At 61.6% G+C, this 14,318-nt stretch carries 11 protein-coding genes and 1 rRNA gene; 7 read left to right on the forward strand and 5 right to left on the reverse strand.

Annotated elements, in window-relative coordinates:
- Nucleotides 1-97 precede the first annotated feature (97 nt).
- Both rrf and mrdA read left to right on the forward strand, forming a co-directional pair.
- Nucleotides 98-213: ribosomal RNA gene (gene rrf, locus BM017_RS25040) — 5S ribosomal RNA — on the forward strand.
- A gap of 216 nt (nt 214-429) precedes the next feature.
- Nucleotides 430-2,322 carry a penicillin-binding protein 2 gene (gene mrdA / locus BM017_RS25045; RefSeq protein WP_071489740.1) on the forward strand — a complete coding sequence of 631 codons (1,893 nt, stop codon included), beginning with the start codon at nt 430-432 and terminating at the stop codon, nt 2,320-2,322.
- A gap of 1 nt (nt 2,323) precedes the next feature.
- Here mrdA and BM017_RS25050 read toward each other — a convergent pair whose 3' ends face one another.
- Nucleotides 2,324-2,725 (reverse strand): GFA family protein, encoded by a 402-nt coding sequence (locus BM017_RS25050; protein ID WP_092249497.1) that lies wholly within the window; start codon nt 2,723-2,725, stop codon nt 2,324-2,326.
- A 99-nt stretch (nt 2,726-2,824) separates the two neighbouring features.
- Here BM017_RS25050 and BM017_RS25055 point away from each other — a divergent pair, with 99 nt between their 5' ends.
- Nucleotides 2,825-3,292 carry an SRPBCC family protein gene (locus BM017_RS25055; RefSeq protein ID WP_092249500.1) on the forward strand — a complete coding sequence of 156 codons (468 nt, stop codon included), beginning with the start codon at nt 2,825-2,827 and terminating at the stop codon, nt 3,290-3,292.
- 34 nt (nt 3,293-3,326) lie between these two features.
- On the opposite strand, the gene BM017_RS25060 is transcribed toward BM017_RS25055, so the two are convergent.
- Nucleotides 3,327-5,537, reverse strand: coding sequence for a TonB-dependent receptor (locus BM017_RS25060; RefSeq protein WP_092249503.1), 2,211 nt, complete (start codon nt 5,535-5,537; stop codon nt 3,327-3,329).
- A gap of 198 nt (nt 5,538-5,735) precedes the next feature.
- On the opposite strand from BM017_RS25060, the gene BM017_RS25065 reads away from it, so the two are divergent.
- The 4 genes from BM017_RS25065 to BM017_RS25080 all read left to right on the forward strand — a co-directional run bounded on the left by BM017_RS25065 (nt 5,736) and on the right by BM017_RS25080 (nt 10,141).
- Complete coding sequence (locus BM017_RS25065; protein ID WP_092249506.1) at nt 5,736-8,093, forward strand: DNA polymerase II; 2,358 nt, start codon at nt 5,736-5,738, stop codon at nt 8,091-8,093.
- A 69-nt stretch (nt 8,094-8,162) separates the two neighbouring features.
- Nucleotides 8,163-8,741 (forward strand): GNAT family N-acetyltransferase, encoded by a 579-nt coding sequence (locus BM017_RS25070; protein ID WP_092249509.1) that lies wholly within the window; start codon nt 8,163-8,165, stop codon nt 8,739-8,741.
- Between the two features lie 12 nt (nt 8,742-8,753).
- Entirely contained in the window at nt 8,754-9,386 is a 633-nt protein-coding gene (locus BM017_RS25075; protein WP_092249512.1) for a glutathione S-transferase N-terminal domain-containing protein, read from the forward strand.
- Nucleotides 9,387-9,550: 164 nt separating this feature from the next.
- A complete protein-coding gene (locus tag BM017_RS25080) occupies nt 9,551-10,141 on the forward strand; it encodes a DUF4174 domain-containing protein (protein WP_092249515.1) in 591 nt (196 codons plus the stop codon).
- A 261-nt stretch (nt 10,142-10,402) separates the two neighbouring features.
- Here the strand turns inward: BM017_RS25080 and BM017_RS25085 are convergent, their stop codons facing one another.
- The 3 genes from BM017_RS25085 to BM017_RS25095 are packed head-to-tail and all read right to left on the reverse strand — an operon-like array spanning nt 10,403 to nt 14,317.
- Nucleotides 10,403-11,458: an acyltransferase family protein gene (locus tag BM017_RS25085; protein ID WP_092249519.1), complete on the reverse strand. Its 1,056-nt coding sequence runs from the start codon at nt 11,456-11,458 to the stop codon at nt 10,403-10,405.
- 22 nt (nt 11,459-11,480) lie between these two features.
- A complete protein-coding gene (gene murJ, locus BM017_RS25090; RefSeq protein WP_092249522.1) occupies nt 11,481-12,890 on the reverse strand; it encodes a murein biosynthesis integral membrane protein MurJ in 1,410 nt (469 codons plus the stop codon).
- Entirely contained in the window at nt 12,890-14,317 is a 1,428-nt protein-coding gene (locus BM017_RS25095; RefSeq protein WP_092249840.1) for an O-antigen ligase family protein, read from the reverse strand. The genes murJ and BM017_RS25095 overlap by 1 nt, the downstream gene beginning before the upstream one ends.
- Nucleotide 14,318 lies beyond the last annotated feature (1 nt).

A 14,318-nucleotide genomic window follows, 5' to 3' on the forward strand; every position in this document is an offset into this window, starting at 1 on the left:
AAATGAACCGAAAGTTCGACGTTCACAAAACACCGAAAGCTGTCACATACCCAATTTGCTGAAGCGAGGCCCAGGCCGCGACTCAGTACCCGAATTTCTTGACGACCATAGAGCATTGGAACCACCTGATCCCATCCCGAACTCAGTAGTGAAACGATGCATCGCCGATGGTAGTGTGGGGTTTCCCCATGTGAGAGTAGGTCATCGTCAAGATTAAATTCCAGAACCCCTGATTGCTAACGCAGTCAGGGGTTTTGTTTTGGGCGGTCGAAAATTCAAGCGCAGCTCATCCTCAATAAATACCGTACCGTTGAGCAAAACGATGCAAAGTGTTTCTGCATTTTTGGTATGGTGCAGCACATTTTCACAGGGATTGATCTTTCACCCGCAGGATGCGGCGTCGACCTTCTTCAACGAGATGCTGTAGAAATGCCTGAACCGATACCCATCAAAGATCACGAAAAAGAAAACCGTCTGGTCAACAAGCGCCTGCTCGCCTGTGCGCTGCTGGTGATTGGCATTTCCTGCGCCCTGGTGGGGCGCATGTACTTCCTGCAGGTCGTGCAGTTCGACTATCACTCCACGATTTCCGAAAACAACCGCGTCCACGTATTACCCATCACGCCGACGCGTGGGCTGATCTACGACCGCAATGGCGTCGTGTTGGCCGACAACCGCCCTAGCTATAACCTGACCATCACCCGAGAGCGCACCACCGACCTCAAGGGCGAGCTGGACGCCATCGTCAGTTTGCTGCACCTGCCCGCCGAGGATCGCGCGATGTTCGACAAGGCGCTGAAGCAGGCACGCCACCCCTTTGTCCCTGTGACATTGTTTTACGAGCTGACCGAAGAGCAGATCGCGTTGCTGGCGGTGAACGAGTTCCGTCTGCCAGGGGTTGATGTAGAACCTCAGTTCGTTCGCCACTATCCCCTGGGCGCCCACTTTGCGCATTCCATCGGTTACGTGGGACGGATCAACGAGAAAGAGTCCAAAGCCCTCGATTCGGTTGAGTACCGCGGCACTCAATCCATCGGCAAGACCGGCATCGAACGCTTCTACGAGTCCGAGCTGCATGGTCACGTAGGTTATGAAGAGGTCGAGACCAACGCCCAGGGCCGTGTGCTGCGTGTACTCAAGCACACCGATCCGATCCCCGGCAAAAACATAGTACTGAGCCTCGACGTCCACCTTCAGGAGGCGGCAGAAGAAGCCTTGGGCGATCGCCGTGGCTCGGTGGTTGCCCTCGACCCACAAACAGGCGAAGTGCTGGCCATGGTCAGCAAACCGAGTTTCGACCCTAACTTGTTCGTCACCGGCATCAGCTTCAAGGAATATGCCGCGCTGCATGACTCCATCGACCGGCCACTGTTCAACCGCGTCCTGCGCGGGCTCTATGCGCCGGGCTCGACCATCAAGCCGGAAGTCGCCATCGCCGGTCTCGACAGCGGTGTCGTCACTGCACAGACCCGTGTGTTCGATCCCGGTTACTACCAACTGCCGGATTTCGACCACAAATACCGCAACTGGAACCACAGCGGTGACGGCTGGGTCGACATGGACGCCGCTATCATGCGCTCCAACGATACCTACTTTTACGACCTGGCCCACAAGCTGGGCATCGATCGCCTGCACGACTACCTGGCTGAATTCGGCCTGGGCCAGAAAGTGTCGCTGGACATGTTTGAAGAGTCGGCTGGCTTGATGCCCTCCCAGGCCTGGAAGCGCGCCACTCGCCGCCAACCCTGGTTCCCGGGCGAGACCGTGATCCTCGGTATCGGCCAGGGCTACATGCAGGTCACACCGCTGCAACTGGCCCAAGCCACCGCGCTGATCGCCAACAAAGGCGTGTGGAACCGACCCCGCTTGGCCAAGACCATTAACGGCGTGCCACCGGTGGATGAAAACCCTATGCCCAATGTGGTCCTCAAGGATCCACGTGATTGGGAGCAGGTCAACCATGGCATGCAATTGGTGATGCACGACCCACGCGGTATCGCCCGTGCTGCCGCACAAGGCGCGCAATACCGTATCGCTGGCAAGAGTGGTACCGCACAGGTGGTCGCGATCAAGCAGGGCGAGCGTTATAACCGTGAAAAGACCCTGGAGCGCCACCGCGACAACGCGTTGTTCGTCGGCTTCGCCCCAGCCGAACACCCGAAAATTGTGATTTCGGTGATGATCGAAAACGGTGAAGCCGGCGGTCGCGTTGCTGGGCCGGTCGTACGCCAGATCATGGACGCCTGGTTGCTCGACCAGGAAGGTCACTTGAAACCGCAATACGCAACGCCGGCCAAAGCACCTGGAGACCCAAAGGTTTAAATCAGGCTTTCCACTCGTCCCATTGCTCTACGCCTTCATGGGCAAGCCAGGGCACATCATGGGCCATCCAGATGTGCGCGGTGGGTTTGAAGCCCGGATCATCGTCCAGCGTCGCCACCCGGACAATGACGTGAGGTTGATGCCCTCGTTCGGCCATCAGGTGCGAGCCGCAACGCGAGCAGAAATGCCTGAGCTTGCCCGGCGACGACTCGAAAGACGCCAGCAGTTCCACACCCTGGGTCCAACGAAAGTGTTCGCGCATCACGCCGGCTGTCGTGACAAATGCCGCTGCATGCACCTTGCGGCAGCTGTCGCAATGGCAGTGGCTGATCGGCATGTCCAGACGCCTCACCTGATACCGCACGCCCTTGCAGAAGCAACTTCCATTCAATGGGTCAGTCATAACGTAATTGCCGGATCAATAAAGGGGTCATCATCATTGCTTACAATCCCAGGTTGCGCATTGTTCGATGTCACCTACTGTCAATGGAGGAGGTGACTTATGCACGTATTGGATCGAATCGAACGGAAAGTCCTGCTCAACGCTTCACGCAAACAGGTGTGGGAAGCCCTCACCGATGCCGAGCAGTTCGGCCAATGGTTTGGTATCGCCCTCGAAGGCAAAGCCTTTGTTGCCGGGCAAACCATCGAGGCACCGATCACCTATCCGGGTTATGAACATGTGATCTGGAAGGCCAGGATCGAACGCATCCTGCCGCAAACGCTGTTCTCCTTCTGGTGGCATCCTTTCGCGGTCGAGGCGGGTGTCGATTATGACCAGGAAACCCCCACGCTGGTGGAGTTCACCCTTGAAGACCGTGCTCCAGGCATTCTATTGCGGGTGGTCGAGTCCGGCTTCGACACGGTGCCAGAAGCCCGTCGGCAAAAGGCCTTCAAGATGAACTCCCGGGGCTGGGATGAACAAATGGGCAACATCGAAAACTACCTGAACCAAGCCCGCCAGGCATGACTGCAACAACGGGCTCACTTCGTTGTAGTGCTTTTTAGAAGTCTACAGTCGCCGACAACTTGGCAACACGCGGGTCGCCCTGGCTCAGGAAACCGCCCTGGGCCGATTCCCAGTACTTCGTGTTGGCGACGTTCTCCACGGTGGCGCCGAGGGTGACATCACGCTTGGCAACCTTGAAGTTGTAACGCGCGCCTATATCGAAGCGGTTCCACGTCGGCAAGCTCAAGTTGTTGGCGGCGTCGGCGTACTGCCCGCCCGTGCGCAGCCAGCGGCCATTGAGGGTTACGCCTTGCAGGCCAGGCACATCCCACTCCACATCGGCGTTGAGCTGGAACGAAGGCACGCCGATTGCTCGGTTACCGTCATTGGCGCCGTTTTGCGTGTCCTTGAGTTCGGTCTTCATCACCGTCACACCGCCCAGCAAACGCAGGCCGCTGAGGGGCTCGCCGAAGACGTTCAGTTCCACGCCTTTGTTGATCTGCTGGCCTTCACGCACATAGCGCGCTGTAGTCGCATCGATGACCTGAACGTAGCCGGCCCCAGGCTGTTCGATACGGTATACACCCAGCGTGGCGCCATAGGTGCCCATGTCCACCTTCACACCCGCTTCGATTTGTTTGGAGCGAGCGGGCGCAAACGCCTGGCCGCCACCGATGATCGTCCGGTTACCCGAGTTGACCGGCGACGTCGGGCCTTGCGCAAGGCCTTCGATGCGGTTGGCGTAGAAGGACACGTGTTGCCACGGTTTGAACACCAGGCCGTAGACTGGCGTGGTAATTGACTCGTCATAGTTGGAAGTGCGCGTACCGCTCATGTAGTTGTAAGCCTGTACCACCATCTGCTGGCGGCGCGCGCCCAGCGTGACCAACAGGCGGTCATCGAAGAAGCCCAGGGTGTCGGACACCGCTGCGCTGCGCACGAATGTTTTGCCTGTAATGGTAGGGTCGCTGAAATCAGTGCCTGGCGTATTGCGCGGGTTGTTCAGGGTGGGCGGAGCGCCGGTCACAGGGTCGTAGATATTGGTTCGGGTAGCCGTCGACGAGGCGTTGAACACATAGGCATTGCGTGCTTGAGTCCAGATACCGGCCAGGCCAAAGTTGAGTCGATGGCTCACAGGGCCGGTCTGGAAACTGCCGTTCAACCCGCCCATTAAGCTGCGGTTGTCTTCTTCGTGGGCGATGGTCGAGCGGCTTGCCAGGGCATTGCCGCTGTTGTCAGTCAGCGTGACCGACGAGTAGCGCCCCATTTCCCGGGTGTGCTTGGCACCGCCTGCTGCATAGGCCGTCCAGTTGTCGTTCAGGTCATACTCGGCGCGCAGCATCCCCAGGGTGTCTTCGAGGTTGGTGCTGCTCCAGCTCGGCGCGTAGTTGGTGTCTGCCGAAGGCGCATCCGGCACATGGGTGGCCGTGCCAAGGAATACCGAATTACGCCCACCGTTGATGCGCTGCTTCTGATACACGAAATCACTGGACAGACGCAACGCATCACCGCGGTAGTCCAGGCCCACGGTGAACAGCTTCGAGCGCTGATTTTCATCATCGATGCCGGTATCGCCTTCGCGCTGGGACAGGTTCACGCGTGCACCAACCTGGTTGTCCTCGCCGAAGCGCTGGCCAATATCCAGATGCTCGCCCACCCGGCCATCGCTGCTGATATCGGTACTGAAGCGACGCAGTGGCAGGTCATCGGCGCGCTTGGGTTGCAGGTTCACACCACCGCCTATCCCCGAGCCGGTCGGTGTCACACCATTGATGAAAGCATTCGGCCCCTTGAACACTTCCACACGCTCCAGGGCGTCGGTGGACATAATCTGACGCGGCAGGATGCCGTACAGGCCGTTGAAGGACATGTCGTCACCGGCGAGCGGCAGGCCTCGGATCATGAACGTCTGTGCCTGGTTGGCATAGCCAGACGCCTGGCGCACCGATGAATCATTGAGCAGTACATCGCCGATCGTTTCGGCCTGCCGGTCGCGGATCAATTTCTCGGTATAGGAGGACATGCTGAACGGCACGTCCATGATGTCCTGGTTACCCAGCACCCCCAACTGAGCGCCACGTGCCACCTGGCCGCCGGCGTATACCGGGGGCAGGGCGCCTGGCGCAGGGGCCTCGGCGCTGACAGTGGTGGCGCCCAGTTCCAGCGTGCCGGTTTCCTGGCTGGCGTGAGCCGAGAGGCTCAGGGAACAGCACAGGGCGAGCAGGGTGGGGCGATACGGCACAGCGAATGGAATACGGGCGGGCATGGTCGATCCTGACGGTGAACCGTCAATGGTGAGGGAAAGGGCAACAATGGTTGCGCTTCCTCACTGCGCGGATACAACTCCAGTGCAAATGATAGTAATTATTATTAACGTCATGCAACAATTTTGTGAGATTAAGGTCCGCGCGTTCGGATGCCGAGTAGAATCACGCCCTGAAAGCGATTCCTGAGGTGCGGTACGGTGGATTTACAGCAGGGTTTTGTCCTGACCCGGCATTGGCGCGATACCCCGGCGGGCACGGAGGTCAGTTTCTGGCTGGCCACCGACCAGGGTCCGAGGTTTATCCGCCTACCTGTGCAGACCTCGGTGATGTTCATCCCCGAAGCCCATCGCAAGCCGTTGGATTGGCTGCTCAAGGGCGAGCGCGATATCGAACTGCGCCCGTTGCAGTTGTGCGATTTCCATCACCGCCCGGTCCTGGGTCTGTACACACGCCAGCACCGCCAGGCGATGGACGTGGAAAAACGCCTGCGCGCTGCGGGCGTCGACGTCTATGAGGGCGATGTGCGCCCACCCGAGCGCTACATGATGGAGCGCTTCATCACCGCGCCCGTGTGGTTCGGCGGCACCCCCGACGCTACCGGCGCACTCTGCGATGCGCAGATGAAACCCGCGCCCGACTACCGCCCGCCGCTGAAACTGGTGTCCCTGGACATCGAGACCACCGCCCAGGGCGATCTGTATTCCATCGCTCTCGAAGGCTGCGGCGAACGCCAGGTGTACATGCTCGGCCCGCCGAACAAAACTGACGTGGTGGATTTCAAGCTCGACTACTGCGACACCCGCGCCCAACTGCTCGAGCGCCTCAATCAATGGCTCGCCGAGCACGACCCCGACGCGATCATCGGCTGGAACCTGGTGCAATTCGACCTGCGCGTGCTCCACGAACATGCCCAGCGCCTCAACGTGCCGCTGATGCTCGGGCGGGGCGACGAGCCGATGGCCTGGCGCGAACACGGCAGCCGCAACCATTACTTCGCGGCGGCAGCGGGGCGGTTGATCATCGACGGCATCGAGGCCTTGCGCTCAGCGACATGGAGTTTCGAATCCTTCAGCCTGGAAAACGTCGCGCAAACCCTGCTCGGCGAAGGCAAGGACATCTCCACGCCGTACCAGCGCATGGACGAAATCAACCGCATGTTCGCCGAGGACAAGCCCGCCCTGGCTCGCTACAACCTCAAGGACTGCGAGCTGGTCACGCGGATTTTCGCCAAGACCGAACTGCTCAAGTTCCTGCTGGAACGCGCCAGCGTCACCGGGTTGCCGGCCGACCGCAACGGCGGCTCCGTCGCCGCGTTCACCCATTTGTACATGCCGTTGATGCATCGCCAGGGCTTCGTCGCGCCTAACCTGGGCGACAAACCACCCCAGGCCAGTCCGGGCGGCTTCGTCATGGACTCACGGCCCGGCCTCTACGAATCGGTGTTGGTGCTCGATTACAAAAGCCTCTACCCGTCGATCATCCGCAGTTTCCTGATCGATCCGGTCGGCCTGGTCGAAGGCCTCAAGCACCCCGACGACAGTGAATCGGTGGAAGGCTTTCGCGGCGCGCGGTTTTCCCGTACCCGACATTGCTTGCCGTCCATCGTTGCGCGAGTTTCCGAAGGCCGCGAAGTGGCCAAGCGCGAACACAACGCGCCGTTGTCCCAGGCCCTGAAAATCATCATGAACGCCTTCTATGGCGTGCTTGGCTCCAGCGGTTGCCGGTTCTTCGATACACGGCTGGCCTCGTCGATCACCATGCGCGGGCACCAGATCATGCGCCAGACCCGCCAGTTGGTCGAAGCCCAAGGCTACGAGGTGATCTACGGCGACACCGACTCCACCTTCGTCTGGCTCGGCAAAGCCCACAGCCAAGTCGAGGCCGGCCGCATCGGCCAGGCGTTGGTCCAGCACGTCAACGACTGGTGGCGCGAGCACCTGCACACCGAGTTCGGCCTGCAAAGCGCCCTGGAACTGCAATACGAAACCCACTTCACGCGCTTCCTCATGCCGACCATCCGTGGCGCGGAGGAGGGCAGCAAAAAGCGCTACGCTGGCCTGGTGGTGCACAGCGATGGCAGCGAGGACATGGTCTACAAGGGCCTGGAAACCGTGCGCAGCGACTGGTCGCCCCTGGCCCGGCGCTTCCAGCAGGAACTCTACCAGCGCATCTTCCATCGCCAGCCGCACCAGGACTACATCCGCGACTACGTGCGCCGCACCCTGAGCGGCGAGCTCGACGAGTTGCTGATCTACCGCAAACGCCTACGCCGCCGGTTGGACGACTACGAACGCAACGTGCCGCCCCATGTGCGCGCCGCGCGCCTGGCCGATGAGTACAACGACCGCCTGAACCGCCCGCGCCAATACCAGCGCGGCGGCTGGATCAGCTACGTGATCAGCGTCAACGGCCCCGAGCCGATGGAGGTGCGGCAAGCGCCCATCGATTACGATCACTACGTCACCCGGCAATTGCAGCCGGTGGCCGATGCGATCCTGCCATTCGTGAATGACGATTTCAGTACCTTGGTCGGCGGGCAAATGGGTCTGTTTTAAAACGCTTGATTCGTCCGTGCGCGAGCCTGCACTCTTGGTCACTGACGACCACCTTGACGGCGCAGCCCTATGACCGAACTTACCTTGACCGGCACTACGGTCGAACTCCTACCCCTGCAACGGGCACACAAGGCCGCCTTGCTCGAGGCCGCCGCCGATGGCGAATTGTGGAACCTCAAGGTCACCAACGTGCCGGGCCCGGACACTGTCGACCAGTACATCGACACCGCCCTGGCCGGGCGCGATGCCGGTAGCGTGATCCCGTTCACCCTGGTGCGCCGCGACACCGGCCAGGTGGTCGGCAGCACGCGGTTCTGGAAGGTCGACCGGGTCAACCGCAAACTGGAAATCGGTCACACCTGGCTGGCGCTGTCCACCCAGAAAAGCGCCATCAACACTGAAGCCAAACTGTTGCTGCTGACCTACGCGTTCGAAGTATTCGGCTGTGTGCGTGTTCAATTCACCACCGATGAACTCAACGAAAAGTCCCGCGCCGCGATCCTGCGCCTCGGCGCCGTGCAGGAAGGCATCGTGCGTCACGAACGCATCATGCCCGACGGGCGCAAGCGCAACTCGGTGCGTTTCAGCATCATCGACTCGGAGTGGCCGCAGGTAAAAGCCAACCTGCAGGCCAAACTGCAACGCTAGGAGGACAGGTCCATGTATACGCTCTACGGCATCGACGAATCCGGCTCCTGCATGATCGAAATTGCCCTGCAGCGCTGTGCGGTGCCGTGGCGCAGGGTCGACGCGGCTTCCTGGGCAGAGGGCGAGGGCAGTGACGAACTGGCTCGTATCAACCCGCTCAAACAGGTGCCGACCCTTGTGACGCCTGACGGCCAGGTGCTGACGGAAAGCGCAGCGATCCTGATCCACCTGGGCCTGGAATTTCCCGCCTCCCACCTGTTGTCCGGCAACCGCGCGCAGATCATTCGCGGCCTGGTGTATATCGCCGCCAATTGCTACTCGGCGATCGGCATCATCGACTACCCGCAACGCTGGCTCGGTAACGTCAACGAAACCGTGCAGGCCCAGCTTGTCACCGGCACACGACGCTACCTTCACCAGGCCTGGGTGGTGTTCGCCGGTCAGTTTGCCGACCAGTTGTTTGCCCCGGACAACACCCCGAATGCACTGGGCCTGATGGCGGCGGCGGTGTCGCGCTGGGATGAGGCACGCGACGCGTTGAGCGGCCTGGCGCCAGGCTTTGCCCTGAGCCTGGCACAAGTGGACGCCGACCCCATCGTCGCGCCCGTATTTGCTCGGCATTGGCCGGAGTGGAAGGTCTCATGATGTTTCCGCAATCAGTGGAAACAATGACAGTCGCAGCCATCAAACCCTTGCGTGGCGGGCGTCCTGTCCTACGCTTTCTTAAAGTGGTGTAGGAATCATCCTTGAATTTGACTGTCGCAGACATGAAACTCAAGAACCCTGCATGGAATTCAAAGGAGGTGCGCATGCTCATCCGGTCGCTGACCCTGGCTACCTTGATGGCTTTTACGGGGCCGCTGTTGGCTGCTGATGATATCAACCCGCTCAAGCAGGACTTGGGCAAGGCCCGGCCGCTGGTGGTGGTGGAGCTTGATGCAGGCAACGACACCTTGGCCAAGGTCAAAAATCAGCTGGACGAGCCTGCGACCAAGCAGTCCTTTGAAGAACGCAGCATGGTGTTCTACACCGTGAAGTTCGGCAGCATCGGTGCTGAAGGCGAGAAATTCGCCAAGGACCCCAAGGACAGCAGGAAACTCACCCCGCCGGAAACCAACGCGCTGATCCGTGCCCTCAAGCTGGGCGCCGGCAGTGGCACCAAAGTGATCCTGGTGGGCAAGGACGGCGAGAAAAAACTCGAGAAGACCGTACCGCCGGATACCCTCGACCTGAAGGCATTCTTCAGCGCCATCGACCAGATGCCGATGGCCGAGAAAGAAACCGCTGCACCGGCCGAGCCTGAACCCGCCGCCGCACCAGCGGAGAAGCAGGGTGCCAAGGCTGGCACCAAACCTGGCAAGCCCGCCAAGCATGCCGCGCCGCAACCATTGGACGACTGATCCTGTGCGGGAGCTGGGCAGTCGGCTCCCGCAGCAGAAACCTGCAGTAACAGCTCTGCGAAGAATATGATAAACGTTATCATTTACGCCTTGTTCTTCGCGCGCGACCTCTAAGTCCTTGATCTCTACGTCACCGGCCCCTTCAACCTGCTCGATCGCGAGTACTTCAGCTACGCCGGCAACCACGGCGTGTACGGAGCGCCGCGCAACCTGATGACCAGTGTCAAATACGCTTTCTGACGCAATGATTGAACGGCGCCCTCAAGGCGCCGTTTTTGCGACAGGCGCCTTGCGCACCGGAAACGGAAAGTAGAAAAACCGCAGGAACGCCACCCGCTTGATCACTTCCCCGATCAACAACGGCACCACCACCGCCACCACAAACCCCACGCAGGCCGCGACAAACGCGGGCAGCCCCAGGCGCTCCAGCAGGTCGACCGTCTTGTGCTGGATCTCGCCGTGGAAGATCAGCAGGATCAAGGTGTTCTGACCGATGTAGGTCATGGCCCGCGTGACCCAGGTCGACACCATCAATACGCGCGCCAGCGCCCAGCAGGCGTACACGCCGATCACGGCCGGCAGGGTGGTCCAGAACCAGTGGTCGTAGCGTCGCTGCGCCAGGTCCATGGTGTCCCAGGTGAAGGTGAACACCACAACGAACAATGCAATCGAAATCAACAGGGTCAGCCAGGAGCCCGCGTGGGTGCGCAGCCAATCACGCAGCAGGTAGCCGACAATGAAATAAGTGCTGCTGATCAAGGTGATATCCAGGCTGAACGGCAGGCCCGGCAGCACCCAGGTATGCCCGCCTAGCGCGACTGGCAACTGCCAGAACCACGGCAGCATCCAGACGCCCACAATCAACTGCAGCGTTACCAGCGCGCAACTGAGCAACAGTGACAGCTTCAGGCGCTGGATCAGGCGCAGCATCACCCAACTGAACAGGATCGCCACCCAGAAATGCGGCAGGAACCACAGCGCCTGCCACGGAATGGTATCCACCGAGGCGTACAGCACACCGCCGATATCCGGCAACAGCGGCTGGCCACGCAGAATGCTGCGCACGATCACATAGGTGAGCATGGTGAAGAAAAACGGTTTGAGCAGGCCATCGGCCTTGCGTATCGCCATCTCCACGAACGGCTGCTCGGGCTTGAAGAACACGCCCGACAGAAAAAAGAACAGCGGCAAGATGAACGACGCCAGCACCGGGTATAGCAAGTCCGGCGAAGTGGCGACGAACCAACTGTGGGCAAACACGATCACCAGGATGCCGATGCCTTTGGCGATATCCATTTGAATCCAGCGATGTTTCATATGAGTTGTCCTGATCGATCATTCATGCTTTGCGCCACGGTCTCAGCCAGAGTGCCATGCCCAGCAATACCACCGCGCCAGCCAGGGTGCTCAGCCCCAGTTGCAGCCACACGCCTTCAATCCGAAACAGCGCCAACGCCGCCACGCCCATCAGCACCGCGCTGAGCAGCCAGCTCCGAGCCCAGGGCAGGGCGCCGAGCAAGGCCTGGCGTTGCATCAGCAGCAACGCGGTGCAGAGCACGCCGGCCAGCGCAGCCAGCGGAATCCCGGCCAGGCCGAACACAAACGGCAGCACGCCCAGCAACAGCACATTGGCCAGGCTGCCGAGCAGTTCACAACGCAATGGCTGGCGCGTATCGCCTGCAGCGTAGGCGTAGCGCGCGAGCAGGGCGTTCCAGGCGCCGAACACCAGCGGTACGGCAAACCAGGCGAGCAGCAGCGGCAACGGGGAGTCCAGCGATTGCTTGGGCAGCAGCAACGCCACCAGGCTCGGCGCCGCCGCCACCAGGCCGACTCCGGCGGGCAGGGTCAGCACGCTGGCGGTTTCCAGGCCACGCTTGAGCAGGGCCAGGCGCTCGTCGCCCTGGCGCCGACTCATCATGCCCAGCAACACCTGGTTGAGGCTCATCAGCGCAATCAGCGGCAGGTTCATCAGCTTGCGCGCCAGGTTGACCCAGGTCACCGCACCTTCGCCCAGCAAGGACGCCACCAGCCGTTCGATCAAGGCCAGGCCCTGGCTGGCGCCGTTGCTCAACAGCAGCGGGCCGATGCGCTGGCCCAACTCCCGCAGGGGCGCCCACGACCGCTGCCAGTGCCACGGCCGCCAGCCCTGGCGCCACATCGACGGCAGCAACGCCAACGGCATCAACAGGCTGCCGGCCAGGCAGGCCATGGCCAATGAGTGAGGTTCAGTGGCAGTGCCGGCGAAGGCGAGGTAGGTCACCGGCGGCAGGTTGAACAGTAACGAGCCCAGGCCCGCCAGTACAAAGCGCTCGCTGGCTTGCAACGGAATGCTGAACAGCGCATGCAGCATCAGCCCCGGCACGCACCAGGCGACAATCTGCAGGTTGCTGCTGGCGAGCGCCGTGGCACTGTTCGCCAGGCCCGGCCCGAGCAGTTGCACCAGCCACGGCGCCAACACGGTCAGCAGCAGGCTGGTGGCCAGCGCGATCAACAGCAACGCCGGAAACAGTACCGCCAGCCAGCCCAGCCGCTCGTCGTGCTTGCGCGCCAGGTACAGCGGCAGCGCCGCCGCACTCAGCACACCGCCGGCCAACGACATGCGCAGCGCCTCCGGCAAAAATAGCGCGATCAGGAACGCATCACTGCGCTCGCCGGCGCCCCAGGCCGCCACCAGCAACCATTCGCGGGCGAAACCCAGGCACAGACCGAGTAGCGTCGCCAGCGTCAGCCATGCGGCAGAGCCCAGCATCAGGGCCGTACGCCATCGGGCAGCGATTTGCGTTGCACTACGCTTTTCACCTGCGGCAGGCGCGCCGGAAACAGACGCCGCGCTTCCAGCACATTAATGCCCACCATCAGCCAGAACAGCGCGACCATCACCACGGCAAAGCTGAAGTAGTGGTCAAACAGGCCGCTGACCAGCGCCGAGAGAATCCCGGCGGTGGTGCCCAGCCACAGCGCGTTGTCCTTGGTCAGGCGGATCGGGCCGTTTTCCGGACGCGCTTCACGCCACCAGCGTACGGTCACCGCCACGAAGAACAGCATGCCGACAATGCCGGTCTTGTAAATGAAGTTCAGCCACAGGTTGGAGATGCCCAGCAAGTGGGTGTCGGGTACGGGCGGGTCGACCTTGAAGCCGATACCGAACGGATACGCGGCCACCGCCTGCGGAAACATGCGGTACTCGTCGAAACGCACTTCGGTACTGGCGTTGCTCGACGAAAAAATCGTCGCCAGGCGCTCCTGCAACGGCGGATACGCGATCACCAGCGCCACCGTCAGCGCCGCGCCGATCATCAGCAGCCGCCCGGTGTACGGCACTCGGCGCGTGGCCATCCACAGCAGCACCAACGCCAGGCTGACCATCGCGCCACGGCTACTGGCCAGCAGCAAGGCGGCGGCGCCCAGGCACGCCACGCCCAGGCCCAGCGCGCGTTTCCAGCCTTGCTCGGTCATGCCGAAGCAGAACGCCAGGGGCAGTAGCAACGCCATGATCCCGCCGATGGCATTCGGGTGCATCCACGGCGAGCCCATGCGCGACGACATCGCCTCCAGGCCGAATTTCAACATGTCGAAGTTGCCGTAGTTGAACAGCGCCAGCACCGGTGCAATGCCGGCCCCGGAGCGTGTGCGCACGAACACCGCAATCGACAGCACCAGCATCGCCAGGCTGCCCAGCAGCAGGGCGATCACCAGGGATTCGCGGTGCTTGCGGTCCACCAGCAACTTGGCGCAGAGGAACACCGCCGACAGGCTCAGCAACCAGCGCAGCCAGTTGGCCACGCCGCTGGTGTCGGCGTGAATGGTGACCTGGCCTACGATGAACGGGAACACGCTGAACAGCATCAGCCACAACAGCATCTGGTCGGTGGGGCGGCGGGCGAGGCTGGGCGTATCCGGCAGGCGCGCCAGGAAGTTGTGCCACAGCACCGCGCCCCAGGTCAGCGCCAGGATCGCTTCGCTGACGGTACTGCGAATGCCCAGGTTGACCGTGGAATACGGCATGAATGTGGCGACCAGGGCAAACAGCACCAGGCCCCAGAACGGAAAACGCAGGATGGTCACCGCACCGGCCAGGCCGATCACGGCGAGGAACGCCTTGGCCGGCGACAGCAGCAGAGCGGCGGCGCCGAACAACAGGCCGAACAGTATGGCGACGAGGCTGGGCAGGTTCACG

The sequence above is a fragment of the Pseudomonas sp. NFPP04 genome, assembly GCF_900113815.1.
GTDB classification, from domain to species: Bacteria; Pseudomonadota; Gammaproteobacteria; order Pseudomonadales; family Pseudomonadaceae; genus Aquipseudomonas; species Aquipseudomonas extremorientalis.

Bases quoted from the DNA above. Each gene is read 5' to 3' on its own strand.
- BM017_RS25055 (WP_092249500.1), top strand. From the start codon at position 2,825: ATGCACGTATTGGATCGAATCGAACGGAAAGTCCTGCTCAACGCTTCA.
- BM017_RS25080 (WP_092249515.1), top strand. From the start codon at position 9,551: ATGCTCATCCGGTCGCTGACCCTGGCTACCTTGATGGCTTTTACGGGG.
- BM017_RS25075 (WP_092249512.1), top strand. From the start codon at position 8,754: ATGTATACGCTCTACGGCATCGACGAATCCGGCTCCTGCATGATCGAA.
- BM017_RS25060 (WP_092249503.1), bottom strand. From the start codon at position 5,537: ATGCCCGCCCGTATTCCATTCGCTGTGCCGTATCGCCCCACCCTGCTC.
- BM017_RS25070 (WP_092249509.1), top strand. From the start codon at position 8,163: ATGACCGAACTTACCTTGACCGGCACTACGGTCGAACTCCTACCCCTG.
- mrdA (WP_071489740.1), top strand. From the start codon at position 430: ATGCCTGAACCGATACCCATCAAAGATCACGAAAAAGAAAACCGTCTG.
- BM017_RS25050 (WP_092249497.1), bottom strand. From the start codon at position 2,725: ATGACTGACCCATTGAATGGAAGTTGCTTCTGCAAGGGCGTGCGGTAT.
- murJ (WP_092249522.1), bottom strand. From the start codon at position 12,890: ATGCTGGGCTCTGCCGCATGGCTGACGCTGGCGACGCTACTCGGTCTG.
- BM017_RS25085 (WP_092249519.1), bottom strand. From the start codon at position 11,458: ATGAAACATCGCTGGATTCAAATGGATATCGCCAAAGGCATCGGCATC.